The sequence below is a fragment of the Staphylococcus simulans genome (assembly GCF_003043455.1).
Lineage (GTDB): Bacteria > Bacillota > Bacilli > Staphylococcales > Staphylococcaceae > Staphylococcus > Staphylococcus simulans_A.
Window position 1 is genome coordinate 1 of record NZ_PZGG01000034.1, and the last position, 26,515, is coordinate 26,515.

Annotated in this window: 44 protein-coding genes; 40 read left to right on the forward strand and 4 right to left on the reverse strand. The window is 36.2% G+C overall.

Going from position 1 to position 26,515, the window contains the following annotated elements:
- The first annotated feature begins 25 nt into the window (after nt 1-25).
- The gene (locus BU038_RS07315; protein WP_107605479.1) at nt 26-1,360 is read left to right on the forward strand and encodes an NCS2 family permease; all 1,335 of its coding nucleotides are present in this window, start codon (nt 26-28) and stop codon (nt 1,358-1,360) included.
- A 97-nt stretch (nt 1,361-1,457) separates the two neighbouring features.
- On the opposite strand, the gene BU038_RS07320 is transcribed toward BU038_RS07315, so the two are convergent.
- Together BU038_RS07320 and BU038_RS07325 are read right to left on the reverse strand one after the other, a co-directional pair.
- Nucleotides 1,458-2,249 carry a glucose 1-dehydrogenase gene (locus BU038_RS07320; RefSeq protein WP_107605480.1) on the reverse strand — a complete coding sequence of 264 codons (792 nt, stop codon included), beginning with the start codon at nt 2,247-2,249 and terminating at the stop codon, nt 1,458-1,460.
- A 243-nt stretch (nt 2,250-2,492) separates the two neighbouring features.
- Nucleotides 2,493-2,879 carry a hypothetical protein gene (locus BU038_RS07325; protein WP_107605481.1) on the reverse strand — a complete coding sequence of 129 codons (387 nt, stop codon included), beginning with the start codon at nt 2,877-2,879 and terminating at the stop codon, nt 2,493-2,495.
- Between the two features lie 338 nt (nt 2,880-3,217).
- On the opposite strand from BU038_RS07325, the gene rpsJ reads away from it, so the two are divergent.
- From rpsJ to BU038_RS07520, 39 genes are all read left to right on the forward strand, one after another.
- Complete coding sequence (rpsJ, locus tag BU038_RS07330) at nt 3,218-3,526, forward strand: 30S ribosomal protein S10 (RefSeq protein ID WP_107605482.1); 309 nt, start codon at nt 3,218-3,220, stop codon at nt 3,524-3,526.
- A gap of 27 nt (nt 3,527-3,553) precedes the next feature.
- Nucleotides 3,554-4,216 carry a 50S ribosomal protein L3 gene (rplC, locus tag BU038_RS07335; RefSeq protein WP_023014975.1) on the forward strand — a complete coding sequence of 221 codons (663 nt, stop codon included), beginning with the start codon at nt 3,554-3,556 and terminating at the stop codon, nt 4,214-4,216.
- A gap of 28 nt (nt 4,217-4,244) precedes the next feature.
- Nucleotides 4,245-4,868, forward strand: a complete 624-nt coding sequence (gene rplD / locus BU038_RS07340; RefSeq protein ID WP_105993315.1) for a 50S ribosomal protein L4 — start codon at nt 4,245-4,247, stop codon at nt 4,866-4,868.
- Nucleotides 4,868-5,143 (forward strand): 50S ribosomal protein L23, encoded by a 276-nt coding sequence (gene rplW, locus BU038_RS07345; RefSeq protein WP_107605483.1) that lies wholly within the window; start codon nt 4,868-4,870, stop codon nt 5,141-5,143. Before rplD ends, rplW begins: the two co-directional genes overlap by 1 nt.
- Before the next feature lie 33 nt (nt 5,144-5,176).
- Nucleotides 5,177-6,010 carry a 50S ribosomal protein L2 gene (gene rplB, locus BU038_RS07350; RefSeq protein ID WP_002479568.1) on the forward strand — a complete coding sequence of 278 codons (834 nt, stop codon included), beginning with the start codon at nt 5,177-5,179 and terminating at the stop codon, nt 6,008-6,010.
- A gap of 64 nt (nt 6,011-6,074) precedes the next feature.
- Nucleotides 6,075-6,353: a 30S ribosomal protein S19 gene (gene rpsS / locus BU038_RS07355; RefSeq protein WP_107605484.1), complete on the forward strand. Its 279-nt coding sequence runs from the start codon at nt 6,075-6,077 to the stop codon at nt 6,351-6,353.
- Nucleotides 6,354-6,385: 32 nt separating this feature from the next.
- The gene (rplV, locus tag BU038_RS07360; RefSeq protein WP_015900972.1) at nt 6,386-6,739 is read left to right on the forward strand and encodes a 50S ribosomal protein L22; all 354 of its coding nucleotides are present in this window, start codon (nt 6,386-6,388) and stop codon (nt 6,737-6,739) included.
- A gap of 24 nt (nt 6,740-6,763) precedes the next feature.
- On the forward strand, nt 6,764-7,417 hold the full coding sequence (gene rpsC, locus BU038_RS07365; RefSeq protein WP_107605485.1) for a 30S ribosomal protein S3: 654 nt from the start codon (nt 6,764-6,766) through the stop codon (nt 7,415-7,417).
- Between the two features lie 2 nt (nt 7,418-7,419).
- Nucleotides 7,420-7,854: a 50S ribosomal protein L16 gene (gene rplP, locus BU038_RS07370; protein WP_002479564.1), complete on the forward strand. Its 435-nt coding sequence runs from the start codon at nt 7,420-7,422 to the stop codon at nt 7,852-7,854.
- On the forward strand, nt 7,844-8,053 hold the full coding sequence (rpmC, locus tag BU038_RS07375) for a 50S ribosomal protein L29 (RefSeq protein WP_000644737.1): 210 nt from the start codon (nt 7,844-7,846) through the stop codon (nt 8,051-8,053). Before rplP ends, rpmC begins: the two co-directional genes overlap by 11 nt.
- Nucleotides 8,054-8,077: 24 nt before the next feature.
- Nucleotides 8,078-8,341: a 30S ribosomal protein S17 gene (rpsQ, locus tag BU038_RS07380; protein ID WP_001829723.1), complete on the forward strand. Its 264-nt coding sequence runs from the start codon at nt 8,078-8,080 to the stop codon at nt 8,339-8,341.
- A 28-nt stretch (nt 8,342-8,369) separates the two neighbouring features.
- Complete coding sequence (gene rplN / locus BU038_RS07385; RefSeq protein WP_002479563.1) at nt 8,370-8,738, forward strand: 50S ribosomal protein L14; 369 nt, start codon at nt 8,370-8,372, stop codon at nt 8,736-8,738.
- A gap of 32 nt (nt 8,739-8,770) precedes the next feature.
- Nucleotides 8,771-9,088, forward strand: coding sequence for a 50S ribosomal protein L24 (gene rplX, locus BU038_RS07390; RefSeq protein WP_002479562.1), 318 nt, complete (start codon nt 8,771-8,773; stop codon nt 9,086-9,088).
- A gap of 25 nt (nt 9,089-9,113) precedes the next feature.
- Complete coding sequence (rplE, locus tag BU038_RS07395) at nt 9,114-9,653, forward strand: 50S ribosomal protein L5 (protein ID WP_107605486.1); 540 nt, start codon at nt 9,114-9,116, stop codon at nt 9,651-9,653.
- Nucleotides 9,654-9,679: 26 nt separating this feature from the next.
- Nucleotides 9,680-9,865 carry a type Z 30S ribosomal protein S14 gene (locus tag BU038_RS07400; protein WP_002479560.1) on the forward strand — a complete coding sequence of 62 codons (186 nt, stop codon included), beginning with the start codon at nt 9,680-9,682 and terminating at the stop codon, nt 9,863-9,865.
- A gap of 32 nt (nt 9,866-9,897) precedes the next feature.
- Nucleotides 9,898-10,296 (forward strand): 30S ribosomal protein S8, encoded by a 399-nt coding sequence (gene rpsH / locus BU038_RS07405; protein ID WP_002479559.1) that lies wholly within the window; start codon nt 9,898-9,900, stop codon nt 10,294-10,296.
- A 25-nt stretch (nt 10,297-10,321) separates the two neighbouring features.
- Nucleotides 10,322-10,858 (forward strand): 50S ribosomal protein L6, encoded by a 537-nt coding sequence (rplF, locus tag BU038_RS07410; RefSeq protein WP_002479558.1) that lies wholly within the window; start codon nt 10,322-10,324, stop codon nt 10,856-10,858.
- Nucleotides 10,859-10,890: 32 nt separating this feature from the next.
- On the forward strand, nt 10,891-11,253 hold the full coding sequence (gene rplR / locus BU038_RS07415) for a 50S ribosomal protein L18 (RefSeq protein ID WP_002479557.1): 363 nt from the start codon (nt 10,891-10,893) through the stop codon (nt 11,251-11,253).
- Nucleotides 11,254-11,274: 21 nt separating this feature from the next.
- On the forward strand, nt 11,275-11,775 hold the full coding sequence (rpsE, locus tag BU038_RS07420) for a 30S ribosomal protein S5 (RefSeq protein WP_002479556.1): 501 nt from the start codon (nt 11,275-11,277) through the stop codon (nt 11,773-11,775).
- Nucleotides 11,776-11,791: 16 nt separating this feature from the next.
- Nucleotides 11,792-11,977, forward strand: a complete 186-nt coding sequence (gene rpmD / locus BU038_RS07425; protein ID WP_002479555.1) for a 50S ribosomal protein L30 — start codon at nt 11,792-11,794, stop codon at nt 11,975-11,977.
- A 27-nt stretch (nt 11,978-12,004) separates the two neighbouring features.
- Nucleotides 12,005-12,445 (forward strand): 50S ribosomal protein L15, encoded by a 441-nt coding sequence (gene rplO, locus BU038_RS07430; RefSeq protein ID WP_002479554.1) that lies wholly within the window; start codon nt 12,005-12,007, stop codon nt 12,443-12,445.
- The gene (secY, locus tag BU038_RS07435) at nt 12,445-13,737 is read left to right on the forward strand and encodes a preprotein translocase subunit SecY (protein ID WP_107605487.1); all 1,293 of its coding nucleotides are present in this window, start codon (nt 12,445-12,447) and stop codon (nt 13,735-13,737) included. Before rplO ends, secY begins: the two co-directional genes overlap by 1 nt.
- Nucleotides 13,738-13,753: 16 nt before the next feature.
- Nucleotides 13,754-14,404 carry an adenylate kinase gene (locus tag BU038_RS07440; RefSeq protein WP_002479552.1) on the forward strand — a complete coding sequence of 217 codons (651 nt, stop codon included), beginning with the start codon at nt 13,754-13,756 and terminating at the stop codon, nt 14,402-14,404.
- Between the two features lie 189 nt (nt 14,405-14,593).
- Nucleotides 14,594-14,812: a translation initiation factor IF-1 gene (infA, locus tag BU038_RS07445; protein ID WP_002479551.1), complete on the forward strand. Its 219-nt coding sequence runs from the start codon at nt 14,594-14,596 to the stop codon at nt 14,810-14,812.
- 33 nt (nt 14,813-14,845) lie between these two features.
- The gene (rpmJ, locus tag BU038_RS07450) at nt 14,846-14,959 is read left to right on the forward strand and encodes a 50S ribosomal protein L36 (protein WP_002479550.1); all 114 of its coding nucleotides are present in this window, start codon (nt 14,846-14,848) and stop codon (nt 14,957-14,959) included.
- Between the two features lie 21 nt (nt 14,960-14,980).
- Nucleotides 14,981-15,346 carry a 30S ribosomal protein S13 gene (gene rpsM / locus BU038_RS07455; protein ID WP_002479549.1) on the forward strand — a complete coding sequence of 122 codons (366 nt, stop codon included), beginning with the start codon at nt 14,981-14,983 and terminating at the stop codon, nt 15,344-15,346.
- A 22-nt stretch (nt 15,347-15,368) separates the two neighbouring features.
- Nucleotides 15,369-15,758: a 30S ribosomal protein S11 gene (gene rpsK, locus BU038_RS07460; protein ID WP_107605488.1), complete on the forward strand. Its 390-nt coding sequence runs from the start codon at nt 15,369-15,371 to the stop codon at nt 15,756-15,758.
- 89 nt (nt 15,759-15,847) lie between these two features.
- A complete protein-coding gene (locus BU038_RS07465; protein WP_002479547.1) occupies nt 15,848-16,792 on the forward strand; it encodes a DNA-directed RNA polymerase subunit alpha in 945 nt (314 codons plus the stop codon).
- 22 nt (nt 16,793-16,814) lie between these two features.
- Nucleotides 16,815-17,183: a 50S ribosomal protein L17 gene (gene rplQ / locus BU038_RS07470; RefSeq protein ID WP_002479546.1), complete on the forward strand. Its 369-nt coding sequence runs from the start codon at nt 16,815-16,817 to the stop codon at nt 17,181-17,183.
- 360 nt (nt 17,184-17,543) lie between these two features.
- The gene (locus tag BU038_RS07475) at nt 17,544-18,350 is read left to right on the forward strand and encodes an energy-coupling factor transporter ATPase (protein ID WP_107605489.1); all 807 of its coding nucleotides are present in this window, start codon (nt 17,544-17,546) and stop codon (nt 18,348-18,350) included.
- On the forward strand, nt 18,347-19,207 hold the full coding sequence (locus BU038_RS07480) for an energy-coupling factor transporter ATPase (RefSeq protein ID WP_107605490.1): 861 nt from the start codon (nt 18,347-18,349) through the stop codon (nt 19,205-19,207). The genes BU038_RS07475 and BU038_RS07480 overlap by 4 nt, the downstream gene beginning before the upstream one ends.
- Entirely contained in the window at nt 19,197-20,003 is an 807-nt protein-coding gene (locus BU038_RS07485; protein ID WP_107605491.1) for an energy-coupling factor transporter transmembrane component T family protein, read from the forward strand. The genes BU038_RS07480 and BU038_RS07485 overlap by 11 nt, the downstream gene beginning before the upstream one ends.
- A 4-nt stretch (nt 20,004-20,007) precedes the next feature.
- On the forward strand, nt 20,008-20,811 hold the full coding sequence (gene truA / locus BU038_RS07490; protein WP_107605492.1) for a tRNA pseudouridine(38-40) synthase TruA: 804 nt from the start codon (nt 20,008-20,010) through the stop codon (nt 20,809-20,811).
- 213 nt (nt 20,812-21,024) lie between these two features.
- The gene (rplM, locus tag BU038_RS07495) at nt 21,025-21,462 is read left to right on the forward strand and encodes a 50S ribosomal protein L13 (RefSeq protein ID WP_002479541.1); all 438 of its coding nucleotides are present in this window, start codon (nt 21,025-21,027) and stop codon (nt 21,460-21,462) included.
- A gap of 19 nt (nt 21,463-21,481) precedes the next feature.
- On the forward strand, nt 21,482-21,874 hold the full coding sequence (gene rpsI / locus BU038_RS07500; protein WP_002479540.1) for a 30S ribosomal protein S9: 393 nt from the start codon (nt 21,482-21,484) through the stop codon (nt 21,872-21,874).
- A 204-nt stretch (nt 21,875-22,078) separates the two neighbouring features.
- Entirely contained in the window at nt 22,079-22,921 is an 843-nt protein-coding gene (locus BU038_RS07505; RefSeq protein WP_107605493.1) for a glycosyltransferase family 8 protein, read from the forward strand.
- Nucleotides 22,922-22,953: 32 nt separating this feature from the next.
- On the forward strand, nt 22,954-23,196 hold the full coding sequence (locus BU038_RS07510) for a DUF7695 domain-containing protein (RefSeq protein WP_107605494.1): 243 nt from the start codon (nt 22,954-22,956) through the stop codon (nt 23,194-23,196).
- Nucleotides 23,193-23,732 (forward strand): histidine phosphatase family protein, encoded by a 540-nt coding sequence (locus BU038_RS07515; protein WP_107605495.1) that lies wholly within the window; start codon nt 23,193-23,195, stop codon nt 23,730-23,732. The genes BU038_RS07510 and BU038_RS07515 overlap by 4 nt, the downstream gene beginning before the upstream one ends.
- 96 nt (nt 23,733-23,828) lie before the next feature.
- Entirely contained in the window at nt 23,829-25,049 is a 1,221-nt protein-coding gene (locus BU038_RS07520) for a PAS domain-containing protein (RefSeq protein WP_107605496.1), read from the forward strand.
- 76 nt (nt 25,050-25,125) lie between these two features.
- On the opposite strand, the gene BU038_RS07525 is transcribed toward BU038_RS07520, so the two are convergent.
- Together BU038_RS07525 and BU038_RS07530 are read right to left on the reverse strand one after the other, a co-directional pair.
- On the reverse strand, nt 25,126-25,971 hold the full coding sequence (locus BU038_RS07525; RefSeq protein ID WP_158262793.1) for a CPBP family intramembrane glutamic endopeptidase: 846 nt from the start codon (nt 25,969-25,971) through the stop codon (nt 25,126-25,128).
- Between the two features lie 148 nt (nt 25,972-26,119).
- Nucleotides 26,120-26,515 (reverse strand): PTS sugar transporter subunit IIA (locus tag BU038_RS07530; RefSeq protein WP_107605498.1); only part of this gene is annotated, 396 nt, incomplete at its 5' end.

Consider the following 26,515-nt stretch of genomic DNA (forward strand, 5'->3'; position numbering starts at 1 on the left):
GTATTTCATTTAAGGAGACTTTAAAGTGAAAAAATATTTCCAATTTGATAAGTATCAAACGAATTATCGTCGTGAGATTTTAGGCGGTTTAACAACTTTCTTATCTATGGCTTACATACTAGCTGTTAACCCGCAGATTTTAAGTTTAGCAGGTGTAAAAGGTATCCCTGATGATATGAAGATGGATCAGGGCGCAGTATTTGTTGCGACAGCCTTGGCTGCCTTTGTGGGTTCTTTATTTATGGGACTCATTGCAAGATATCCGATTGCATTAGCACCAGGTATGGGGCTGAATGCATTCTTCGCGTTTACTGTTGTGTTAACAATGGGTATTCCATGGCAAATCGGTTTAACAGGCGTGCTATGTTCTGGTATCTTCTTTGCGATATTAACCGTAACAGGACTTCGGGAGACCATAATTAATGCCATACCATATGAAATGAAGATGGCTGTAACAGCAGGTATCGGTTTATTTATTACCTTCGTAGGTTTACAAGGCGCAGGCATTATTGTGAATAATGATTCAACACTTGTAACTTTAGGACATATTACAGATGGTAAAGTATTATTAGCAGTATTCGGTATTATCGTAACAGTTGTACTCTATGCTAAAAAAATACCGGGTGCTATCTTTATCGGTATGATTTTAACATCTGCCGGCGGATTATTGACTGGTTTAATTCAAATGCCACACGCAGTAGTAGGAAAAATCCCAAGTATTGCACCAACATTCGGTGCAGCATTTGAAGCATTTAAAGATCCAGGTCAATTATTTACAGTACAATTTTTAATTGTTATTTTAACGTTCTTGTTCATCGATTTCTTTGATACGGCAGGAACATTAGTGGCAGTGGCTTCACAAGCAGGTATGATGAAAGATAATAAATTACCTCGTGCAGGCCGTGCTTTATTCTCAGATTCAATCGCAACAATTGTTGGTTCTATATTCGGTACAACTACAACAACTTCATATATTGAATCGACTTCAGGTGTTGCTGTAGGTGCGAGAACTGGATTTGCGAGCATCGTAACAGGTGTGTGTTTCTTATTAGCATTATTCTTCAGTCCATTAATGGCTGTTGTTACAAGTGCAGTCACAGCTCCAGCATTAATTGTAGTAGGGGTGTTAATGGCAGGAAACTTGTCACAAATTGATTGGAAGAAATTTGAGTTAGCTGTACCAGCATTTATTACAATCATTATGATGCCTTTATCATATTCAATTGCGACAGGTATTGCATGTGGATTTATTTTCTATCCGATTACAATGTTAGTAACAAAACGTCATAAAGAAGTACATCCAATCATGTATGTATTAATGGTATTATTCATTTTATACTTTGTATTTGTACATGGTTAAACTAACCTTTGAAACAAGCTCAATTAATAGGGCTTGTTTTTTTATATCAAAAAAGACACTTGCATGATTCGCAAGTGTCTCACATATAGTATTTCTATTAACCTTTACCACCCATAAATGCAGGATAGTTTGTCATACCGCCATCAACATAAATTGTTGTACCGTGAATATAGCTTGCTGCCTCAGAAGCTAAGAATAATGCAACATTAGCAACTTGTTCTGTGTTACCAATTTCTTTAGCAGGAATCATTTTAAGTGTTTCTTCACGCGTTTCAGGATCTGAGAACTTTTCTTTAGTATGCTCTGTAACGATTGCACCTGGTGAAATGTTATTAATACGGATGCCGTATTGTGCATATTCCATAGACATTGTTTCCATCATACTTTTGAGACCGGCTTTACTTGCTGAGTAGTTAACGTAATAAGGCCAAGGAATAATATCATGAACACTTGCGGTATTAATGATGACGCCTTTTTTATCTTCTTTAAGGAAGTATTTAACAGCTTCTCTTGAACCGATGAATGCACCAGTCAAGTTAACATCGAGTGCTTTTTGAAATTCTTCTACAGACATTTCGTGAGAAGGGACAGGGTTTTCGAACCCAGCATTGTTAATCATGATATCTAATGTGCCGAAATGTTTGATTGCTTGTTCTACAAGGTTGATGACATCTTCTTCATTTGTTACATCACCTTGAACAGGTAAAGCTTGGCCGCCGTAATTTTCAATTTCTTTTTTGAGTTTCTCTAACTCAGGTTCGTGTTTAGAAGAACGGTAATTTAAAATGACTTTCGCTTTTGCTTTACCAAATGCTTCAGCGTAAGCTTTACCGATTCCGCTACCACTGCCTGTGACAACTACTACTTTATTTTCTAAATCTTGATACATTTCTCTATCTCCTTTTTCTCTATATCATGCTTTATTTCTATTTAATATAGTTAAAAAGCAGTATATTTCATCGTTATTATGAACTCTATCAGTATACCCGCCTGTAAAAATTAATAACCAAACGTGTTCACTGAACAAAATCAATTAATGTGTAGAAGCGTTTACATTACTATAGGAAGAAACTCAAAAACTTTATGAAAGCTATAAAAAATACCGGCAAAGCTGCCGGCATGTATTTTGCGTTTATTTAATTCTACGTCCATGTTCATCATATACTGCTCTTGCATTTCGATTTGGCATATAAATCGGAGTACTCATGACAATAAATAGGAAGAACAGCATTAAGAAGAATAAAACCCAATGTACAATCATTCCTACAAATGGAACTATTGCGATAAACGATCCAGCGATACCTAATAAAGGAATAATGACCATTGGACGGATTGTACTTTGGCTGTCGGCTAATAATGCGATAACGAGTAATAAATAAAAGAAAGCATTAATGATTAATGGCTGCCAACCAAATGAAACGATGATAGAACCTCCTAAGAAAGGAATACCATATAAAAGTTCAGAAAGCAGCAAGATAATGCTTAGAATGATTAATGCAAGTCTTGTACTATGTTTCACTTTTAATCACCACCATTCATTTACTATTATATAGGATGTGAGTCGATTGAAAAAATATGAAGACTTAGAGAAAAAAATCTTTATACGGGTTGAAGTGTGCATTTATTTGCAGTAAAATATACTGGTATGTGTTAGAGAAAAAGTCTAACATAAAAAAAAGTTACATGAAATGGTTGCAACTAAGCGCTGATTCGTGTAACATATCTAATGTTGGACTTTGAATACGCGATGAAGCGAAAGGTTACTGACACACCCGGCCGCTTTGCCATGGCGTTGTGTGAGATAGTTTTCGTGGAGAAGTCTATCACTAAATGTAGACGATATAAGGAGGGAAAATTATGGCAAAACAAAAAATCAGAATCAGATTAAAAGCTTATGATCACAGAGTAATTGATCAATCAGCTGAGAAAATTGTTGAAACAGCAAAACGTTCTGGTGCAGAAGTTTCTGGACCAATTCCATTACCAACTGAAAAATCAATTTACACTATCATCCGTGCGGTGCATAAGTACAAAGATTCTCGTGAGCAATTCGAACAACGTACTCATAAACGTTTAATCGACATTGTTAACCCTACACCAAAAACTGTTGATGCTCTTATGGTCTTAAACTTACCATCAGGTGTAGACATCGAAATTAAATTATAATAGAAAATCATAGGAGGTGGACTTTCGATGACCAAAGGAATCTTAGGAAGAAAAATCGGGATGACACAAGTATTCGGTGAAAACGGAGACTTAATCCCAGTAACTGTAGTAGAAGCAGGACAAAACGTAGTATTACAAAAGAAAACTGAAGAGGTAGACGGTTACAACGCTATCCAAGTAGGTTTTGAAGACAAACAAGCATACAAAAAAGACAGCAAGTCAAATAAATATGCTAACAAACCAGCTGAAGGTCACGCTAAAAAAGCTGACACAGCTCCTAAGCGCTTCATTCGTGAATTCAGAAACATCAATGTTGATGAATACGAAGTAGGTCAAGAAGTCTCAGTTGATACATTTGAAGCTGGGGACATTATTGACGTAACTGGAGTATCTAAAGGTAAAGGTTTCCAAGGTAATATCAAACGTCATGGCCACGGTCGTGGACCAATGTCTCACGGTTCTCATTTCCACAGAGCGCCAGGTTCTGTAGGTATGGCATCTGACGCATCTAAAGTATTTAAAGGTCACAAAATGCCAGGTCGTATGGGTGGCAACACAGTGACAGTACAAAACTTAGAAGTTGTACAAATCGATACTGAAAACAACGTTATCTTAGTTAAAGGTAATGTTCCTGGTCCTAAAAAAGGATTAGTAGAAATCAAAACTTCAATTAAAAAAGGTAACAAATAATTAATTAACGAAAGGAGGAAAATGCATAATGGCAAATTATGATGTATTAAAAGTAGACGGATCAAAAGCAGGTTCAGTTGAATTAAGCGATGCTGTATTCGCAATTGAACCAAACAAAGATGTTCTTTTCGAAGCAATTAACTTACAACGTGCTTCATTACGCCAAGGTACGCATTCGGTTAAAAACCGTTCAGCAGTACGTGGTGGTGGACGTAAACCATGGAGACAAAAAGGTACAGGACGTGCGCGTCAAGGTACTATCCGTGCTCCACAATGGCGTGGTGGCGGTATCGTATTCGGACCGACTCCAAGAAGCTATGCATACAAAATGCCTAAGAAAATGCGTCGTTTAGCATTACGCTCTGCATTATCTTTCAAAGTACAAGAAAATGAATTCAAAATTGTTGATGCTTTCGGTTTAGAAGCACCAAAAACAAAAGAATTCACTAAAGTATTATCAAACTTAGAATTACCTAAAAAAGTTTTAGTAGTAACAGAATCAGAAGATGTAAATGTTGAATTATCAGCACGTAACATTCCTGGTGTTCAAATCACTACTGTAACTGGATTAAACGTATTAGACATCACTAGCGCTGACAGTGTATTAATTACAGAAGCAGCTGCTAAAAAAGTTGAGGAGGTGCTCGGATAATGGAAGCAAGAGACGTTCTTAAGCGCCCCGTAATCACAGAAAAATCTTCAGAAGCTATGGCTGAAGACAAATACACTTTTGATGTAGATACACGTGCGAATAAAACACAAGTTAAAATTGCAGTTGAAGAAATTTTCAATGTTAAAGTAGACAAAGTAAATATCGTCAACTACAAAGCTAAGAAAAAACGTATGGGCCGTTACCAAGGCTATACAAACAAAAGACGCAAAGCGATCGTTACACTTAAAGAAGGATCAATCGATCTATTCAACTAAAAAATAAAATTACCAATAAGGAGGTAAGCGACAATGGCTCTTAAACATTATAAGCCGATTACAAATGGTCGTCGTAATATGACTTCATTGGATTTCGCTGAAATCACAAAAACGACTCCAGAAAAGTCATTATTACAACCGCTACCGAAAAAAGCGGGACGCAACAACCAAGGTAAAATGACTGTACGCCATCATGGTGGCGGACACAAACGTCAATACCGTGTTATTGATTTCAAACGTAACAAAGATGGAATCCCAGCAAAAGTTGATTCTATCCAATATGATCCAAACCGTTCAGCTAACATTGCATTGTTAGTATATGCAGATGGTGAAAAACGTTACATCATCGCTCCAAAAGGTTTGGTTGTAGGACAAACAGTAGAAAATGGTGAAGAAGCTGACATTAAAGTAGGTAACGCTTTACCATTAGCTAACATTCCAGTTGGTACTGTAGTTCACAATATCGAATTAAAACCTGGCCGTGGCGGACAAATCGCTCGTTCAGCAGGTGCAAGTGCTCAAGTACTTGGTAAAGAAGGTAAATACGTATTAGTAAGACTTCGTTCAGGTGAAGTTCGTATGATTCTTTCAACTTGTCGTGCAACTGTAGGTCAAGTTGGTAACTTACAACATGAACTTGTTAACGTTGGTAAAGCCGGACGTTCTCGTTGGAAAGGTATCCGTCCAACAGTTCGTGGTTCTGTAATGAACCCTAACGATCACCCACACGGTGGTGGTGAAGGTCGTGCTCCAATCGGTATGCCATCACCAATGTCACCATGGGGTAAACCTACGCTTGGTAAGAAAACTCGTCGCGGTAAAAAATCATCAGATAAACTTATCGTACGTAGACGTAAAAGAAAATAATAACAACTTATTTGGGTGTGCGGCGTAATCGCTGCACGCACATAATAAGAAGGGAGGCGCCATAATGGCTCGTAGTATTAAAAAAGGACCTTTCGTCGATGACCACTTGATGAAAAAAGTGGAAGCGCAAGAAGGTAATCAGAAAAAAACTGTGATTAAAACTTGGTCACGTCGTTCAACTATTTTCCCTAACTTCATCGGTATTACTTTTGCAGTATACGATGGACGTAAACATGTACCTGTTTATGTAACTGAAGATATGGTTGGTCACAAATTAGGTGAATTTGCTCCAACTCGTACATTCAGAGGACATGCTGCAGACGACAAAAAAACAAGAAGATAAATACTTTCTATTAAGTAGAGGAGGAAGACCAAATGGAAGCAAAAGCGGTTGCTAGAACTATCAGAATCGCACCTCGTAAAGTCAGATTAGTTTTAGACTTAATCAGAGGCAAAAACGTTGGTGAAGCTATTGCTATTTTAAAATTAACTAACAAAGCATCATCACCAGTTGTTGAAAAATTATTAATGTCCGCTTTAGCTAATGCAGAGCACAACTATGACATGAATACAGATGAATTAGTTGTTAAAGAAGCATATGCTAACGAAGGACCAACTTTAAAACGTTTCCGTCCACGTGCTCAAGGACGCGCAAGTGCAATTAACAAACGTACAAGCCACATTACAATTGTCGTAAGTGACGGCAAAGAAGAAGCTAAAGAAGCTTAATAAACTATCTAAGGAGGGAATACTGTGGGTCAAAAAATTAATCCAATCGGACTTCGTGTTGGTGTTATCCGTGATTGGGACGCTAAATGGTATGCTGAAAAAGATTTCGCTACTTTATTACATGAAGATTTAAAAATCCGTAAGTTCATCGATAACGAATTAAAAGAAGCATCAGTTTCTCACGTAGAAATCGAACGTGCTGCTAACCGTATCAATATTGCAATCCACACTGGTAAACCAGGTATGGTAATTGGTAAAGGCGGTTCAGAAATTGAAAAACTTCGTAACAAATTAAACAACTTAACTAATAAACGTGTACACATTAACGTGATCGAAATCAAAAAAGTTGATTTAGATGCTCGTTTAGTTGCTGAGAACATCGCTCGTCAATTAGAAAACCGTGCATCATTCCGTCGTGTACAAAAACAAGCTATTCAAAGAGCTATGAAACTAGGAGCTTTAGGTGTTAAAACTCAAGTTTCAGGTCGTTTAGGCGGAGCTGACATCGCTCGTGCTGAACAATATTCAGAAGGAACTGTTCCACTTCACACATTACGTGCTGACATTGACTATGCACATGCTGAAGCTGATACAACATACGGTAAACTTGGAGTTAAAGTATGGATTTATCGTGGAGAAGTTCTTCCTACTAAGAACAATAGTAAAGGAGGAAAATAATAATGTTGCTACCAAAACGCGTTAAATATCGTCGTCAACATCGTCCAAACACTAAAGGACGTTCAAAAGGCGGTAATTTTGTAACATTTGGTGAGTATGGATTACAAGCTACAACAACTTCTTGGATCACATCTCGTCAAATCGAATCTGCTCGTATTGCGATGACTCGTTATATGAAACGTGGCGGGAAAGTTTGGATTAAAATCTTCCCTCATACACCATATACTAAAAAACCTTTAGAAGTACGTATGGGTGCTGGTAAAGGTGCAGTAGAAGGCTGGATCGCAGTAGTTAAACCAGGTAGAATCTTATTTGAAGTTGCAGGCGTGTCAGAAGAAGTTGCACGCGAAGCATTACGTTTAGCAAGTCACAAACTTCCAGTTAAATCTAAGTTTGTAAAACGTGAAGAATTGGGTGGTGAATCAAATGAAAGCTAAGGAAATTAGAGACTTAACCACTTCAGAAATCGAAGAACAAATCAAATCTTCAAAAGAAGAACTTTTTAACCTACGCTTTCAGTTAGCTACAGGACAATTAGAGGAAACTGCACGTATTCGTACAGTAAGAAAAACGATTGCACGTCTAAAAACTGTTGCTCGTGAAAGAGAAATTGAACAAAGTAAGGCTAATCAATAATAATTGAAAGAGGAGGTTACAAAAGTGAGCGAAAGAAATGATCGTAAAGTTTATGTAGGTAGAGTCGTATCAGACAAAATGGATAAAACTGTAACTGTACTTGTAGAGACTTACAAAACTCATAAATTATATGGTAAACGAGTAAAATATTCTAAAAAATATAAAACTCATGATGAAAACAATTCAGCTAAATTAGGAGACATCGTTAAGATTCAAGAAACTCGTCCTTTATCAGCAACAAAACGTTTTCGTTTAGTAGAAATTGTTGAAGAATCAGTTATTATTTAATCATTTAAAGATAAGGGAGGTTTAATTCATGATCCAACAAGAAACACGCTTGAAAGTAGCTGACAACTCAGGTGCTCGTGAAGTGCTAACAATCAAAGTATTAGGCGGATCTGGTCGTAAAACAGCGAACATCGGCGACGTAATTGTGTGTACTGTTAAAAATGCCACACCAGGAGGCGTTGTTAAAAAAGGTGAAGTTGTTAAAGCTGTTGTAGTACGTACTAAATCAGGAGTACGTCGTAAAGACGGTTCTTACATCAAATTTGATGAAAATGCATGTGTAGTTATTCGTGACGACAAGAGTCCACGTGGTACTCGTATCTTCGGACCAGTAGCTCGTGAATTACGTGATAGCAACTACATGAAAATTATTTCATTAGCACCAGAAGTACTATAATTTTAATAAATAAAATCTAAGGAGGTGCCCACATGCATATCAAAAAAGGTGACAACGTAATCGTTATCTCAGGTAAAGATAAAGGTAAAACAGGTGTTGTACAAGCAACAGAACCTAAAAAAGACCGTGTCGTTGTGGAAGGTGTGAACATCATTAAAAAGCACCAAAAACCGACTCAATTTAATCCAGAAGGTGGAATCTTAGAAACTGAAGCAGCAATTCATGTTTCTAACGTACAATTATTGGACCCGAAAACAAATGAACCAACTCGTGTAGGTTACAAATTTGTTGATGGTAAAAAAGTTCGTATCGCTAAAAAATCAGGCGAAGAAATCAAATCTAATAATTAATAACTAGTTGAAAGGAGGATCCACTTTGAGCCGTTTAAAAGAAAAATTCAATACAGAAGTTACTGAGAACTTAATGAAAGAATTCAATTATAGTTCAGTAATGCAAGTACCTAAAATCGATAAAATCGTTGTGAACATGGGTGTAGGTGACGCTGTTCAAAACTCTAAAGTATTAGATAATGCTGTTGAAGAGTTAACATTAATTACAGGTCAAAAACCATTAATCACAAAAGCTAAAAAATCAGTAGCAACATTCCGTTTACGTGAAGGTATGCCAATCGGAGCAAAAGTTACACTTCGCGGAGAAAGAATGTATGAGTTCCTTGATAAATTAATCTCAGTATCATTACCACGTGTACGTGACTTCCACGGTGTTTCTAAGAAAGCATTCGACGGTCGCGGTAACTACACATTAGGTATCAAAGAACAATTAATTTTCCCAGAAATCGATTATGATAAAGTAAGTAAAGTAAGAGGAATGGATATCGTTATTGTTACAACTGCTAACACTGACGAAGAAGCCCGTGCATTGTTAACTCAATTCGGTATGCCATTTCAAAAGTAAGCTCTAATATAAAGGAGGCTAATTAAGTGGCTAAAAAATCAATGGTTGTAAAACAAGCTAAAAAGCAAAAATTCCCAGTGCGCGAATACACTCGTTGTGAACGCTGTGGACGCCCACATTCTGTATACCGCAAATTTAAATTATGCCGTATCTGTTTCCGTGAATTAGCTTATAAAGGCCAAATCCCTGGCGTTCGTAAAGCTAGCTGGTAATTAAAGAGAGTCTTGAAAGGAGGCAACAATCTATGACAATGTCAGATCCAATCGCAGATATGCTAACTCGTGTAAGAAACGCAAACATGGTGCGTCATGAAAAAATCGAGTTGCCTGCGTCAAATATTAAAAAACAAATCGCTGAAATCCTTAAAAACGAAGGTTTCATTAAAAACGTTGAGTTCGTAGAAGATGATAAACAAGGTGTTTTACGTTTATTCCTTAAATATGGTCAAAACAACGAACGCGTTATCACAGGCTTAAAACGTATTTCTAAACCAGGTTTACGTGTCTATGCTAAAGCTGACGAAGTACCTAAAGTATTAAACGGTTTAGGTATCGCATTAGTTTCAACTTCTGAAGGTATCGTAACTGACAGAGAAGCAAGAAAACGTAACGTTGGCGGAGAAGTATTAGCATACGTTTGGTAATAAATAATTAAGGAGGTGCCCGTAAATGAGCCGTGTAGGTAAGAAAATTATTGAAATTCCTAGCGATGTTACAGTAGACATCAAAGGTAATACAGTTACAGTAAAAGGTCCTAAAGGTGAATTATCACGTACTATGGATCCTAGCATGACTTACAAATTAGAAGACAACACATTAGAAGTTGTACGTCCATCTGATTCTCAAAAAGACAGAACAGTTCATGGAACAACTCGTGCGTTAATTAACAATATGGTACAAGGTGTAGCTAAAGGTTTCGAAAAAACTTTAGAACTTATCGGTGTTGGTTACCGTGCACAATTGCAAGGTAGCAACTTAGTACTTAACGTTGGTTATTCTCACCCAGTTGAATTCAAACCAGAAGATGGTATCACATTCACAGTTGAGAAAAACACAACAGTTAAAGTTGAAGGTATTTCTAAAGAATTAGTTGGTGCTACAGCATCTAAAATCCGTGCCGTAAGACCACCAGAACCTTACAAAGGTAAAGGTATCCGTTACCAAGGCGAATATGTTCGTCGTAAAGAAGGTAAAACTGGTAAATAATAAATAACTCTCTAAAGAAAGGAGAATAAAGCATGATCAGCAAAATTGATAAAAATAAAGTACGCTTAAAAAGACATGCACGTGTACGTACAAACTTAACTGGTACTTCTGAAAAACCACGTTTAAACGTATATCGTTCTAACAAACACATCTATGCACAAATCATTGATGATACTAAAGGCGTAACTTTAGCTCAAGCATCAACTCAAGATAAAGATTTCGAAAATGAAACTGGTTCAAAAGTTGAATTATCAGCCAAAGTGGGCGAAGTAATCGCTAAGAAAGCAGTTGATAAAGGTATCACTGCAATCGTCTTCGACCGTGGAGGTTACTTATACCATGGACGTGTTAAAGCATTAGCAGATGCAGCACGTGAAAATGGCTTAGAATTTTAATCATAAAAGGAGGGACAAATAATGGCTCGCAGAGATGAAGAAAACAAAGAATTTGAAGAACGCGTTGTTACGATTAACCGTGTTGCGAAAGTTGTAAAAGGTGGACGTCGTTTCCGTTTCACTGCATTAGTAGTAGTTGGAGACAAAAATGGTCGTGTTGGATTCGGTACAGGTAAAGCACAAGAGGTACCAGAAGCGATCAAAAAAGCGGTAGAAGCTGCTAAAAAAGAATTAGTATCTGTAAACCGTGTTGAAGGTACAACACCACACACAATCACTGGCCGTTTCGGTTCAGGAAGTGTATTATTGAAACCAGCAGCACCTGGTACTGGGGTTATCGCCGGTGGACCAGTTCGTGCCGTATTAGAATTAGCAGGTATCACTGATATCTTAAGTAAGTCATTAGGTTCTAACACACCAATTAACATGGTTCGTGCTACAATCAATGGTTTAGAAAATCTAAAAAGTGCTGAAGAAGTTGCGAAGTTACGCGGCAAATCAGTAGAAGAATTATACAATTAAGGAGGGAAAATGAATAATGGCTAAATTACAAATTACCCTCACACGTAGTGTTATTGGTCGTCCAGAAACACAACGTAAAACTGTTGAAGCATTAGGTTTGAAAAAAACTAACTCTACAGTAGTTGTAGAAGACAACCCAGCTATCCGTGGACAAGTGAACAAAGTAAGTCACTTGCTAAAAGTTGAAGAATTAGACGCATAATTAGATAATATATAAGGAGGTGCCGTAATGAAATTACATGATTTACATCCAGCAGAAGGATCACGTAAAGAACGCAACCGCGTAGGTCGTGGTGCTGCTACAGGTAATGGTAAAACAAGTGGACGTGGTCAAAAAGGTCAAAAAGCACGTTCAGGTGGTAAAGTAAGACCAGGTTTCGAAGGTGGTCAATTACCATTATTCCGTCGTATCCCTAAACGCGGTTTCACAAACATCAACCGCAAAGAATACGCAGTTGTGAATTTAGACCAATTAAACCGTTTTGAAGAAGGTACAGAAGTTACTCCAGAACTTTTAATTGAAACTGGCGTAGTTAAAAACGCAAAAGCGGGTATCAAAGTATTAGGTAATGGTTCTCTAGAGAAAAAATTAACAGTAAAAGCACATAAATTCTCTGCATCTGCAGCTGAAGCAATTGATGCTAAAGGTGGAGCACACGAGGTGATCTAATGTTTGACACATTCGTAAACTTCTTTAAAACTAAAGAAGTGCGAAACAAGATCTTTTTTACGCTCGCAATGCTAGTTATTTTTAAAATAGGTACTTATATACCAGCGCCTGGAGTCAATCCAGCAGCGTTTGAAAGTCAACAAGGTTCTCAAGGTGTCACTGATCTATTGAATACATTCGGTGGGGGAGCCTTGAAGAACTTTTCCATTTTTGCAATGGGTATTATGCCCTACATCACTGCTTCAATCGTAATGCAGTTATTGCAGATGGATATAGTTCCTAAGTTTACAGAATGGGCCAAACAAGGTGACGTTGGTCGTAAGAAATTAAACAACGTTACTCGCTACTTTGCGATACTTTTGGCATTCATCCAATCAATAGGGATGGCATTCCAATTCAATAACTATCTTAAAGGTGCATTGATTGTGGATCCTTCACCTATGAGTTATTTGTTGATTGCAATTGTATTAACAGCAGGAACAGCTTTCTTATTATGGTTAGGTGAACAGATTACACAATATGGTGTAGGTAATGGTATTTCCATTATTATCTTCGCCGGTATCTTGTCTACTTTGCCATCATCACTGATTCAGTTCTATCAACAAGCCTTTGTAGGGCAAAGTGATACAACAATCGCATGGTTGCAAGTAGCAGCATTAGTTATTGGTTTGATTTTACTAACAATGGGTGCTGTGTACGTATTACAAGCTGTTCGTAAGATACCTATTCAATATGCGAAAAAACAATCCGCTCAGCGTTTAGGACGTAATGCAACGTATTTGCCGTTGAAAGTTAACTCAGCAGGGGTTATCCCGGTTATCTTTGCTATGGCATTCTTCTTGTTACCGAGAACATTAACAATGTTCTTCCCTAAAGCAGACTGGGCGCAGCAAATTGCCAATACAGCCAATCCATCAAGTAACATCGGAATGGTAATTTATATTATCTTGATCATTGCATTCACTTATTTCTATGCATTTGTTCAAGTTAATCCAGAAAAAATGGCTGACAACCTTAAGAAACAAGGCAGTTACGTACCAGGTATCAGACCTGGCGAACAAACTAAAAAGTATATTACCAAAGTACTATATCGTTTAACTTTTGTTGGTTCTATTTTCTTAGCAGTTATCGCTATTTTGCCGATTCTTGCTACTAAATTTATGAACTTACCGCAATCGATTCAAGTCGGCGGTACAAGCTTATTGATCGTTATCGGTGTTGCTATCGAAACTATGAAGAGCTTGGAAGCACAAGTTAACCAAAAAGAATATAAAGGCTTTGGTGGTAGATAATTTGTAGGAGGGCAATATGAATATCATCTTAATGGGTTTACCTGGCGCAGGTAAAGGAACTCAAGCGAGTGAAATTGTTAAGAAATTCCCTATTCCGCATATATCTACAGGTGATATGTTTAGAAAAGCTATCAAAGATGAAACTGAATTAGGTAAAGAAGCTAAGTCTTATATGGACCGTGGCGAGCTTGTACCTGATGAAGTAACTGTGGGTATCGTCAAAGAAAGACTTTCTGAAGACGATGCGAAAAAAGGATTTTTATTAGATGGTTTCCCACGTACACTTGAACAAGCAGAAGCATTAAGTAAAATCATGACAGAACTTGGCAGAAAGATTGATGCAGTTATTAATATTGAAGTTCCGGAAGAAGAACTCATGAATCGTTTGACTGGACGTCGCGTTTGTGAAGTTTGCGGAACAACTTATCATCTTGTGTTCAATCCTCCAAAAGTGGATGGTGTTTGTGATCTTGATGGCGGTAAATTATACCAACGTGAAGATGACAATCCAGAAACAGTTGCAAAACGTTTAGAAGTTAACGTAAAACAGTCTAAACCTATCCTAGAATACTATGATAAAGAAGGCGTTTTGAAAAACGTTGACGGTTCTAAAGATATCCAAGAAGTAACTGGTTCAGTTATCGATATCTTGGAAGATCTTAAGTAATTCAACATTGCTGCTTGTATGTTGAATGAAGGCAGTCTGATATTGTTTGTCTCTCAGCCTAACGAATTATGAGTGACAGCATAACGATAATGATTCCCAAATTTTTGTTCAACGTAATGATACAAGGGCAGTATGTCTAACATTTTCCAATAGACATTAACTAATAATGCAAAAGGGGGAATTGTTCTAATGGCAAAACAAGATGTAATTGAATTAGAAGGTACAGTAACAGATACTTTACCAAATGCAATGTTTAAAGTAGAATTAGAAAATGGTCATGAAATTTTAGCACACGTGAGTGGTAAAATTAGAATGAATTATATTCGTATTCTACCTGGCGACAAAGTAACAGTAGAAATGTCTCCGTATGATTTAACTCGCGGAAGAATCACTTATCGTTATAAATAATTCGTCACTCCATTATTACAGGGAGGTATTAAAATGAAAGTAAGACCATCAGTAAAACCTATTTGCGAAAAATGTAAAGTCATTAAACGTAAAGGTAAAGTAATGATCATTTGTGAAAATCCGAAACACAAACAAAGACAAGGTTAATAAAAGAGAGGTGTAAAAAATATGGCACGTATTGCAGGAGTCGATATTCCACGCGAAAAACGCGTTGTAATTTCATTAACTTATATTTACGGTATTGGTAAATCAACTGCTGAAAAAATCGTAGCAGAAGCTGGAGTTTCTCCACAAACTCGTACTAACGAATTAACTGACGATGAATTAGGTCGTCTTCGTGAAGTTGTAGACAGCTACAAAGTAGAAGGTGACTTACGTCGTGAGCAAAACTTAAACATTAAACGTTTAATGGAAATCTCATCTTACCGTGGTATCCGTCACCGTCGTGGCTTACCAGTTCGCGGTCAAAAAACTAAAAACAATGCTCGTACACGTAAAGGCCCAGTTAAAACTGTAGCTAACAAGAAAAAATAATAGGTAAAGGAGGAAAATATTAATGGCACGTAAACAAGTATCTCGTAAACGCAGAGTGAAAAAGAATGTTGAAAACGGTGTGGCTCACATTCGTTCAACTTTCAACAATACAATCGTAACAATCACTGATGAATTTGGTAATGCATTATCATGGTCATCAGCAGGTGCGCTTGGTTTCAAAGGTTCTAAAAAATCTACACCATTCGCAGCACAAATGGCTTCAGAAACTGCTTCAAAAGCAGCTATGGAACATGGCTTAAAATCTGTAGAAGTAACAGTAAAAGGACCTGGTCCAGGCCGTGAATCAGCTATCCGTGCATTGCAATCAGCAGGTTTAGAAGTAACAGCTATTAGAGACGTTACTCCAGTACCTCATAACGGTTGCCGTCCGCCAAAATGTCGTCGCGTATAATATTATTGTCAAGAAATAGTTATTTTCCGCAGATCACTAAGATAAACTGTATCTTATAAGTCGACGTAACCAAGGAGGATATGTAAATAATGATAGAAATTGAAAAACCTAGAATTGAGACAATTGAAATTAGTGAAGATGCTAAATTCGGTAAGTTTGTTGTTGAACCACTAGAACGTGGCTATGGCACTACGCTAGGAAACTCCTTACGTCGTATCCTACTATCTTCATTACCAGGTGCAGCCGTTAAGTACATCGAGATTGAGGGAGTTCTACACGAATTCTCAGCAATTGAAAATGTGGTTGAAGACGTATCTACAATCATTATGAATATTAAGAAACTAGCTCTTAAAATTTATTCTGAAGAAGATAAAACATTAGAAATCGATGTTAAAGATGAAGGCGAAGTAACTGCAGCTGACATTACTCATGATAGTGATGTTGAAATTTTAAACCCAGAGCTTAAAATTGCTACAGTTGCTAAAGGTGGACATTTAAAAATCCGTCTTGTTGCGAATAAGGGTAGAGGTTACGCATTAGCTGAACAAAATAATACTAGTGATTTACCAATTGGTGTTATACCAGTAGACTCTTTATACTCACCAGTGGAAAGAGTTAACTATACAGTAGAAAATACTCGTGTAGGTCAAAGCAGTGACTTTGATAAATTAACATTAGATGTATGGACTGATGGATCAATCACTCCACAAGAATCAGTTTCATTAGCAGCAAAAATTATGACTGAACACTTGAACATCTTTGTTGGACTCACTGATGAAGCGAAAAACGCTGAAATCATGATTGAGAAAGAAGAAGATCAAAAAGAAAAAGTACTTGAAATGTCTATCGAAGAATTAGACTTATCAGTACGTTCTTATAACTGTCTAAAACGTGCAGGCATCAACAGCGTTCAAGAATTGGCTGACAAATCTGAAGCAGATATGATGAAAGTACGTAATTTAGGTCGTAAATCTTTAGAAGAAGTAAAATACAAACTTGAAGACTTAGGTTTAGGTCTAAGAAAAGAAGATTGATAAAGGTAAAGGAGGTTAACTCATGGGTTACAGAAAATTAGGTCGTACATCTGATCAACGTAAAGCAATGTTACGTGACTTAGCTACTTCATTAATCGTTAATGAGCGTATTGAAACAACTGAAGCTCGCGCTAAAGAATTACGCGGTGTGGTTGATAAATTAATCACTTTAGGTAAAAAAGGAGATTTAGCTTCACGTCGTCAAGCAGCTAGAATCGTTCGTGATGTTGAAATCTTAAACGAAGATGAAACTACACAAACAGCTTTACAAAAATTATTCGGTGAAATTGCACCTCGTTACACAGAACGCCAAGGCGGATACACTCGTGTACTTAAAGTAGGTCCTCGTCGTGGAGACGGTGCTGAAGCAGCAATTATCGAATTCGTTTAATTCCAACTTTAACTTGTAACAAAGCAACGATGATAAGTAGAAGCACACGATGGTGATGACATTGTGCGCTTATCATTGTACAAGTAAACACACTGAACTTATGAATATATAAAGCAAATGAGTGCAACGATAATGTTTGCCACATACAAATATTGTCTAGCTCAGAGTACCCCATTCACAGAACTTAATATTTTTTAAAGCGTGAACTCAATTATTGAATGGGGTGCGCGCTTTTTTATTTCGAAGCCCCTTTACTCTATATTGGTACAGGGGCTTTTGATACATAGTCTTGGATATACACATATCGTATATTCATGTACAATAAGTAGAGTGAAAATAAACAGAAGGGACAGGGTCATATTGAATATAGAGAATATTATTGAATTTGATGACGTGTCATTTCAATATCAAGGAGACGAATGGTTTACACTAAAAAATCTTTCTTTTGACATACCCAAAGGTAAATGGACTTCTATTGTCGGCCATAACGGTTCAGGAAAATCAACCATTGCGAAACTGATGATGGGCATGATGCCGTTTCAAAAAGGCGAGATTCGTGTAAACGGTCGAGCGATGACACCTGATAATTTATCAGATATTCGTCAACACTTAGGAATCGTCTTTCAAAATCCAGAGAACCAATTCGTAGGTTCTACAGTTCAATATGATGTTGCATTCGGTTTAGAAAACTTCGAAGTCCCTTACGAAGAAATGCATCAAGCTGTCCCGCAAGTATTAAAAGAAGTTGAAATGTATGCGCAACGCAACCATGAACCACAGGCTTTATCAGGTGGGCAAAAACAACGTGTTGCGATTGCTGGTGTATTAGTGTTGAGCCCGGATGTAATAATCTTAGATGAAGCTACATCTATGTTAGATCCTGAGGGTAAACAATCTCTTATGCAACTAGTCAGACATTTGAACACTGAAAAAAATGTGACAATTATTTCAATTACTCATGATTTAACAGAAACATTAGATTCTGATTATATGATTGTGATGAACCGTGGAGAGGTGTATGAAAAAGGAACACCAGAAGCAATTTTTGAGAAAGGAGCATCATTAACAGAAATTGGTTTGGATTTACCATTCCCAATGCGTATTAATACATTGCTTGGCAACCCATCTGAGTTTCTGACATATGATGCACTGGTGGCACGTTTATGAGTATAAAGTTTAACGACGTCACATATGTGTACCAAAAAGGGACACCTTTTGAATACGAAGCTTTACATCAAATCAATACTGAGTTTGAACCTGGACATTATTATGCGGTTATTGGTCAGACGGGTTCAGGAAAGTCTACATTGATTCAACATTTTAATGGCTTGTTAAAGCCTTCTTACGGCGCCGTAGCGCTTGATGATTTAGTTCTGAAGGCAAAGACTAAGGATAAAGCGATTCGTCCTATGAGACAGCGTGTAGGGCTTGTCTTTCAATTTCCAGAATCTCAACTCTTTGAAGACAGTGTAGAACGTGAAATTCTCTTTGGTCCTAAGAACTTCAATATGAATTTAGAGAAAGTAAAAGACTATGCGTATCGTTTACTGATGAAATTAGGGTTTGATCGTGATGTGATGAGTAAATCACCATTTCAAATGTCTGGGGGTCAAATGCGCAAGATTGCGATTGTTTCTATTCTTGCGATGGATCCTGACATCATCGTTTTAGATGAACCGACAGCAGGTTTAGATCCACATAGCCGAAAACAAGTGATGGATTTATTAAAACAGTTGCAGCAAGAAGGGAAGACTATCGTACTGGTAACTCATGACATGAACGATGTTGCACAATATGCAGACCGTATTAAAGTCTTGCAACAAGGCACACTTGTTTATGAGGGAACACCAAGAGAATTGTTCAGCAATCTTCAGCGTATTAATGATTATTCATTAGATTTACCTGACATTGTGCAGCTTCAAAGAGATTTTGAACACAAACATCAAACCAAACTATCTGACACAGCATTAACTGATGAAGAGTTTATTGAACTCTATAGGGAGTGGCAGCGAAATGAAAAATAAGTTTATCATTGGTCGCTATTTACCTCTGGATTCAATTGTACATCGTATGGATCCTAGAGCTAAATTAGCTTTTGTCTTTTTCTATATTGTTTTAGTCTTTTTCTGTCATAGCTTCCCGATGTATGGTTGGATGTTGTTAGTGTTATTAATATTTATGTATTGCGGTAAAATCAAACTGTTTTATTTATTAAAAGGATTAACCCCGATACTGTTCTTTCTAATTTTTACGTTTTTAATGCACTTGTTTTTAACTAAAGGCGGAACTACGTTGTTCAGTTGGAAATTTATTTCGATTGACTCAGGTGGTATTAAAGAAGGTATTTTTATCTCAATGCGATTAATGTTTATTATGATGGCTTCAACTATCATGACTTTAACAACAAATCCAATCGCATTAACAGACGCCTTTGATAAAATTTTATCGCCGCTTAAAGTCGTAAAAGTGCCTGTACAACAATTAAGCATGATGATGTCCATCGCGTTACGTTTTATCCCAACATTAATGGAAGAGTTGGATAAAATTATTTTGGCACAAAAATCACGTGGATCTGAAATCAGTTCAGGTTCAATGGGACAAAGAATCAAAGCATTTATTCCATTATTGATTCCATTATTTATTTCTGCTTTCCAACGTGCAGAAGATTTAGCAATTGCGATGGAAGTACGTGGATATGATGTAAAATCAAAGCGTACAAGCTTTCGTAAACTAGAATGGCATTGGAAAGATACTTTGCTGATCAGTTCATTAATTCCAATTGCGATTATATTATTTGTATTAAAATATTTAGGAGTGTAGACGTGTGCGTATTTTAGTTAATATAGCTTATCAAGGCAGTAACTTCTTAGGCTTTCAGATACAGCAGCACGGGAGAACCGTGCAACAACAATTTGAAAAGATTTTAAAACGTATGCATAAGCGTCATGTACGTATTCATCCTTCAAGCAGAACAGATAGAGGGGTGCATGCGATAGAACAATATTTTCATTTTGATACAGAACTGGATATCGCACCTGAGCAATGGCAATATGCGATGAATAGCGCGCTTCCTGACGACATTTATGTCAAAGAGGTATCTATTGTCGATGACGACTTTCATTGCCGCTATGACTGCGTAGGAAAGCGATATCGCTATATGGTGTATCAAAGTGCACATCGTGATGTCTTTATGAGCGGTTTAAAAACTTATAATAATTATGACTTAGATTTAGATAAAATGAATCAAGCGGCACAACAATTTATCGGTACGCATGATTTTACTGGTTTTTGTTCACAAAAAACCGAAGTAGAAAGCAAAGAACGTACACTGTATCAAAGTGAAATTATTAAAACAAAAAATGGCTTTGACTATGTTGTGACTGGCTCTGGTTTTCTATATAATATGGTACGTGTGTTAGTCGCGTTTTTAATCGAAGTCGGCAAAGGTAAGCGATCATCAGACGAAGTTCCAAGCTTATTAGAAGCGAAAGATCGCAATCAAGTACCGTTCACTGCACCCGCAGAAGGTTTATATCTAGAGAAGATATATTTATCACCAGAATCATTGATACAAGACTTTGGTTCAGATATAAAAATTCATCGCAAAAAATCATTGCAAAATGACTGATTCGTATTGACAAATTTACTAATAAATTATACGATTATATGCGGTATTGTTTTATATCACCCCACGATAAGCCCCGGAAACTTATTGTGTTACTAGATATAGAAGCAAAGTCGAAACGAAATCAACAATCTGAAATTATCTGAGCTTTGAATCGTAACATTGATTTTTTAAAAAGCAACTCAACACGCAGTTATTATTAGGAGGACAATTATTATGCGTCAAACATTTATGGCTAATGAATCAAACATTGAGCGCAAATGGTATGTTATTGATGCGGCTGGCCAAACACTAGGTCGTTTATCATCAGAAGTAGCAACTATTTTACGCGGAAAACATAAAGTAACTTACACACCACACGTTGATAACGGTGACTATGTAATCATCATCAACGCTGGACAAATCGAAATGACTGGTAAAAAAGAATCTGACAAAGTTTACTACCGTCACTCAAACTACCCAGGTGGTATTAAATCAATCACAGCTGGTGAATTAAAAGAGAAAAACCCAGCACGTTTACTTGAAATTTCAATTAAAGGTATGTTACCAAGCAACCGTTTAGGCGAAAAACAAGGTAAAAAATTATTTGTATATGGTGGCGCTGAACATCCACACGCTGCACAACAACCAGAAAACTACGAGTTACGTGGTTAATTAGAAGGAGGAAATTACATTGGCACAAGTTGAATATAGAGGCACAGGCCGTCGTAAACACTCAGTAGCACGTGTACGTTTAGTACCAGGCGAAGGTAACATCACTGTAAACGGTGTTGACGTACGTGAATATTTACCATTCGAATCATTAATCTTAGACTTAAACCAACCATTCGAAGTTACAGAAACTCAAGGTAACTACGACGTTTTAGTTAACGTTAACGGTGGCGGTTTCACTGGTCAAGCACAAGCTATCCGTCACGGTATCGCTCGTGCATTATTAGAAGCAGATCCTGAATACAGAAGTTCTTTAAAACGCGCTGGATTACTTACTCGTGACCCACGTATGAAAGAACGTAAAAAACCAGGTCTTAAAAAAGCACGTCGTTCACCACAATTCTCAAAACGTTAATTGTTGGACAAACGATTACTATTATACAAACACTTCCCAAGTTTGGGGAGTGTTTTTTTATGTCTTAAAACTTATTTACATAGAATCTTTTTGAAGACTTTTCATTGCCCGTAACTTTTCATATCATTAATTCATACAGGCTTTCAATTCTATACAATAAGTTGTGTGTGATATGATTAATTTAAATAGAAGGAGGCGGAAACATTGCACGAAAAAGTAGATATTTTGGTCACATTGAATGAAAACTATTTAAAGCCATTAAAAGTTATGTTGTTATCATTACATGATACGAACCCGCATTTATCATTTAAAGTTTGGTTGGTTCATGAGAAAATACCACAAAATAAACTAATACAGTTAGAAGAATTATTGTCATCATTTAATATGGAATTAGAAGAAGTTAAAGTACCACCCAATTATTTTGGAAATGCGAAAACAGTGGAACGTTATCCCCAAGAAATGTACTTTAGATTAGCATGTGGTGAGTTACTGCCTGAAACAGTGACAAAAGTACTTTATTTAGATCCGGATATTTTAGTGATTAATAAAATAGATGATTTATGGCACTTGGATTTAGAAGGGAATATTTTTGCGGCAGCGACACATGAAGGATTTACTAAGTTTTCACAAGGCATGAATAATTTGCGCTTAGGTACAAAACAGGGCCAAGTATATTTCAATTCAGGGGTCATGTTGATTGATGTAGAAAAAGCAAGACAAGAAATAAGCATGGATGACATATTTAATTTTATAGAGAAAAATAACCAATACTTATTATTACCTGATCAAGATGTTATGAATAGTTTGTATGGTGATAAGATTAAAGAAATACCAGAAGAAATTTGGAATTATGACACCAGACAAGCAAATATGTATTATACAAAAAGTGTAGGTGAGTATGATACACATTGGGTTGCTTATCATACTGTGTTCTTACATTTTTGCGGTCGTCCAAAACCATGGGATATCAAAAGCAACAGTAGATTTACAATGTTATACCTTCAATATCAAAAAAGATTAGAACTGCTTGAAAATCCAAATAATTAATTAGAAATCAATACTTGAAAGAAGGGGACATCATGAAAAAAATCATCAGAAGTATTGCGAAATGTAAAATGTGTGGAGATATTATTGAATCTACACATAGGCATGAAATGGTCAATTGTAAATGTGGTTGTATCTTTTTGGATGGCGGAACAGATTACCAAAGAGTATTGTGGAACCCTCAAGAAAGTAAAGGAAGTAAAATGGAAGATTACATTGATTTGAGTTTAACAATATATGAAGAAGATGATGAGGAGGACGAAAATAAAAAAGAATGAGAATATACTTTGTCAGACATTCATTAAGAGATAATAGTGTGAAAGAAGATGTCATTGCGCCTTTAACTGCAGAAGGATTGAAGAAGGCAGAAACATTGGCGTCTTTTTTTGAAGATAAAAATATTGAACAGATATATGCCAGTCCTTATCGTCGTGTGATGGAAACTGTATTACCTACAGCACAAAGATTGAAGTTGCTAATTAATAAAGATGAGGGTTTGCGAGAAAGAAAAATAGGGCGTTGGGTAGAAGACTTTTATGAATTTGCGGAAAAGCAGTGGCAAGATTTTGACTATAAGCTAGAGAATGGTGAGTCATTAAATGAAGTTCAAGATCGTATCGTTCAAACATATCACCGCATTATAGAAAATAATGAGGCACAAACGTTATTAATATGTGGCCACGGTACCGCAATGTCACTATTATTTAATCACGTAACAAATGGAGAATTTGATTATGAAGACTTTCTACAAATGAAAATGCCTTCTATCTACTTGTTTGAGACGAAATCGCAAGTGTTAACACACATTCAGTGATTTAAAACAAAAAATTCAGTGAATATGCTAATATCTACACTAATATAAAGCAGTTATACTAGAAGAGATGAAATATAAGAATTGCAGGTGTTTGTGATGTTTAATATTAGTTCAGTTTCAAATGAAGTTAAAGAAGAAGTTAAGGGACTCATTGATCAACATATACATCAAGAAGATATTACTGACATGTTAATAGAATTCTCTCAAAACGTATCAAGCAGTAAAATAACAGAAGCACTTAGACAGCTTTACTTTATAGAAAAATTTACTTCTATGTTAGAAATAGAACGATTTGTCTCAACGTATGAAAAGGTGACAAAACAATCACTGACAGAAATCACACTTTCAAATGATAAAACGCACCCATTGAATATCTTCCAACAAGAAATCAGTGTGTTTAAGTCATTGCTTCAAGAAACGGCTGCTTTGTTAGGTAAAGTAGAAGAGAGTGAAATAGAAGCGGTTGAATTATTTAAGGAGAAGGTACAAGCAATTTCAGGTTTGATTCCGCATTTTAACCGTAAAGAAAAGATTATCTTTCCTGTTATTGAACGCAGAGGCGAGTATATTTTACCTAGAAAAATGTGGGCGGATGATGATGTAATTCGTTTTGCGTTGAATAAACTACAAAAACGTGTAGCTAAACTTGAAGAAGTAGAATGGCGACATATTCAAAATGCTTATACTGAATTAGAAAGCAGTTTAACGGACATGTTACGTCAAGAAGAGATACTATTCATTCCACTAATGCAGGAAGACATCAGTGCAGTTGAGTGGCAACAAATTGCGCAAGAAAGCAGTGCTTTTGGCTATGCGATAGAGATTAATGAGACATGGCAAGATTCTGAAATAGAGTCAACGTCTATTGATGTACAATATGATGCAAAACAAGGACAACAGAATCTACGCTTTGGTGGAGGTTTCTTAACGACAAAAGAAGCGGATCTTATTTTAAATAACTTGCCAGTCGAGATTACCTTTGTTGATAAAAATGGCACGTTTAAGTATTTTAATGATTTAGTTGAAGCGTCTGACATGATGTTTATCCGTACACCTATCTCTATCGGAAGAAATGTGGCCAATTGTCATCCACCGAAAAGTTTAAGCAAAGTCATGCAGATTATTCGTGATTTGAAAACGAAACAAAAAGATTCTGAATCTATGTGGTTTAAAAAAGGCAACCAATTCATTTATGTCACATACAAAGCTTTGTTTGATGAAAGCGGTGAATACATTGGTATTTTAGAATATGTACAAGATATTCAACCATTCTTTGATTTACCACAAAAGTTCAAACGAGATGCGACTAAACAATAAACGTTAATTAATTATAAAATGAACAACCCACGAGTCCAGTATTGATTCGTGGGTTGTTTATTTGTCGTATTCTTTTTTAAAGAAATGGTAAGAATTTTGACCAATAAGTAATCAGGTATAACGGAAAGTTCATACAGACATGAATTAATATCAGTAAGTAGATGTTGCGATATTTTGCCCAGAAAAAGCCGAGAAATATCCCAGCAAGCGCATGTGTAACCAACGCTTGTGCTGACAATTCTAAAAGATTACCTTGTCCCTGTATGCCCGCATGCCATAAAGACCACAGTAATGTGCTGATACATATAGAAGTAACTATACCTAAATGTTCTAAACGTGTTTGTAGCCATACGCGGTAAAATACTTCTTCTAATACTGCATTCATTAATATTGAAATGCCCGCAAATATAAGGACGAAAAGATAAGGCTCATCATAAGAGATATGTGCAATGTTGTTTAAAGGACTAAAATAGAGCACTAACCAAATCACATAGACGATAGGTGAAAGAGACCATTCAATAGCTCGATTAGCTTTTGAAAGTACGGATAGTTTTTCGCGCTTAATAACCCATAAAGGAATCAACAGTAATAACACAAATTTATAAATGTAAAAGAGTTCAAAGTAAGGTTTAGGTGTAAGAAAAACACACACGATATATAAAACTCCTAATATAAGTAAAATACGTTCAGATTTTAAAGGCTTTTGAATAAGCGGTTGAAATTTATGATGCAAAGGTAAAACAAATAGCACAACAAGTGGAATGAGATAGATTAACCAAATATTTATAAAATGCGTTTTATCTTGGGTGTCAGCACTGGTTTGAATCAATCCTTGTTGTGTGACTTGTACATATAAAGCTGAAATTAAAACTAATAAAAAAGTAAGAATAGGGATCAACAATCGTAGCATGTTTTTCTTCATGGCGTTCTCCTTAGTATTAATTTGTAAAAGCATTTAAATAATAATACCCAATTTTATTTAATTTTGGTCCTTTAAACGTAAAAAATCCTCAAACCAACAAGATTTGAGGATTAAAGAATTATACGAATGTCTGTAGTAGAAAAAATTATTATTTAAAGTTTGCTTGAAGATACTCATAAATCGCATCTGTATCAGTCAATTTAAAGAATTTTTCTAATTCAGCTTTATCTTGTTTTTCAAAGAACACGATAAGGTCTGATAATAAATGAACTTGATTTGCTTTTGTACCGTTTAAAATCACAAATAAGAATTCTACAGGTAAATCTTTATGAGGTGAACTCATGTTTTGGAATACGATAGGGTTAGTTAATTTAACAGGTACAATTTTAGTCGTATTTACAAATTCAGGTTCAGTATGTGGTACTGCTACATTAGGGTATGTTTCACTGATATTTGATAAGCTTAAGGCTGTTGGGTAATTTTTTTCACGATCTAAAACATGTTCTAAGAAATTATCTTTTACATAACCTGCTTTTAATAATGC

Coding starts and splice junctions, on each gene's coding strand:
- BU038_RS07320 (WP_107605480.1), bottom strand. CDS start 2,249: ATGTATCAAGATTTAGAAAATAAAGTAGTAGTTGTCACAGGCAGTGGT.
- rpsJ (WP_107605482.1), top strand. CDS start 3,218: ATGGCAAAACAAAAAATCAGAATCAGATTAAAAGCTTATGATCACAGA.
- rplC (WP_023014975.1), top strand. CDS start 3,554: ATGACCAAAGGAATCTTAGGAAGAAAAATCGGGATGACACAAGTATTC.
- rplD (WP_105993315.1), top strand. CDS start 4,245: ATGGCAAATTATGATGTATTAAAAGTAGACGGATCAAAAGCAGGTTCA.
- rplW (WP_107605483.1), top strand. CDS start 4,868: ATGGAAGCAAGAGACGTTCTTAAGCGCCCCGTAATCACAGAAAAATCT.
- rplB (WP_002479568.1), top strand. CDS start 5,177: ATGGCTCTTAAACATTATAAGCCGATTACAAATGGTCGTCGTAATATG.
- rpsS (WP_107605484.1), top strand. CDS start 6,075: ATGGCTCGTAGTATTAAAAAAGGACCTTTCGTCGATGACCACTTGATG.
- rplV (WP_015900972.1), top strand. CDS start 6,386: ATGGAAGCAAAAGCGGTTGCTAGAACTATCAGAATCGCACCTCGTAAA.
- rplP (WP_002479564.1), top strand. CDS start 7,420: ATGTTGCTACCAAAACGCGTTAAATATCGTCGTCAACATCGTCCAAAC.
- rpmC (WP_000644737.1), top strand. CDS start 7,844: ATGAAAGCTAAGGAAATTAGAGACTTAACCACTTCAGAAATCGAAGAA.
- rplN (WP_002479563.1), top strand. CDS start 8,370: ATGATCCAACAAGAAACACGCTTGAAAGTAGCTGACAACTCAGGTGCT.
- rplX (WP_002479562.1), top strand. CDS start 8,771: ATGCATATCAAAAAAGGTGACAACGTAATCGTTATCTCAGGTAAAGAT.
- rpsH (WP_002479559.1), top strand. CDS start 9,898: ATGACAATGTCAGATCCAATCGCAGATATGCTAACTCGTGTAAGAAAC.
- rplF (WP_002479558.1), top strand. CDS start 10,322: ATGAGCCGTGTAGGTAAGAAAATTATTGAAATTCCTAGCGATGTTACA.
- rplR (WP_002479557.1), top strand. CDS start 10,891: ATGATCAGCAAAATTGATAAAAATAAAGTACGCTTAAAAAGACATGCA.
- rpsE (WP_002479556.1), top strand. CDS start 11,275: ATGGCTCGCAGAGATGAAGAAAACAAAGAATTTGAAGAACGCGTTGTT.
- rpmD (WP_002479555.1), top strand. CDS start 11,792: ATGGCTAAATTACAAATTACCCTCACACGTAGTGTTATTGGTCGTCCA.
- rplO (WP_002479554.1), top strand. CDS start 12,005: ATGAAATTACATGATTTACATCCAGCAGAAGGATCACGTAAAGAACGC.
- secY (WP_107605487.1), top strand. CDS start 12,445: ATGTTTGACACATTCGTAAACTTCTTTAAAACTAAAGAAGTGCGAAAC.
- BU038_RS07440 (WP_002479552.1), top strand. CDS start 13,754: ATGAATATCATCTTAATGGGTTTACCTGGCGCAGGTAAAGGAACTCAA.
- infA (WP_002479551.1), top strand. CDS start 14,594: ATGGCAAAACAAGATGTAATTGAATTAGAAGGTACAGTAACAGATACT.
- rpmJ (WP_002479550.1), top strand. CDS start 14,846: ATGAAAGTAAGACCATCAGTAAAACCTATTTGCGAAAAATGTAAAGTC.
- rpsM (WP_002479549.1), top strand. CDS start 14,981: ATGGCACGTATTGCAGGAGTCGATATTCCACGCGAAAAACGCGTTGTA.
- rpsK (WP_107605488.1), top strand. CDS start 15,369: ATGGCACGTAAACAAGTATCTCGTAAACGCAGAGTGAAAAAGAATGTT.
- BU038_RS07465 (WP_002479547.1), top strand. CDS start 15,848: ATGATAGAAATTGAAAAACCTAGAATTGAGACAATTGAAATTAGTGAA.
- rplQ (WP_002479546.1), top strand. CDS start 16,815: ATGGGTTACAGAAAATTAGGTCGTACATCTGATCAACGTAAAGCAATG.
- BU038_RS07480 (WP_107605490.1), top strand. CDS start 18,347: ATGAGTATAAAGTTTAACGACGTCACATATGTGTACCAAAAAGGGACA.
- BU038_RS07485 (WP_107605491.1), top strand. CDS start 19,197: ATGAAAAATAAGTTTATCATTGGTCGCTATTTACCTCTGGATTCAATT.
- rplM (WP_002479541.1), top strand. CDS start 21,025: ATGCGTCAAACATTTATGGCTAATGAATCAAACATTGAGCGCAAATGG.
- BU038_RS07510 (WP_107605494.1), top strand. CDS start 22,954: ATGAAAAAAATCATCAGAAGTATTGCGAAATGTAAAATGTGTGGAGAT.
- BU038_RS07515 (WP_107605495.1), top strand. CDS start 23,193: ATGAGAATATACTTTGTCAGACATTCATTAAGAGATAATAGTGTGAAA.
- BU038_RS07520 (WP_107605496.1), top strand. CDS start 23,829: ATGTTTAATATTAGTTCAGTTTCAAATGAAGTTAAAGAAGAAGTTAAG.
- BU038_RS07525 (WP_158262793.1), bottom strand. CDS start 25,971: ATGAAGAAAAACATGCTACGATTGTTGATCCCTATTCTTACTTTTTTA.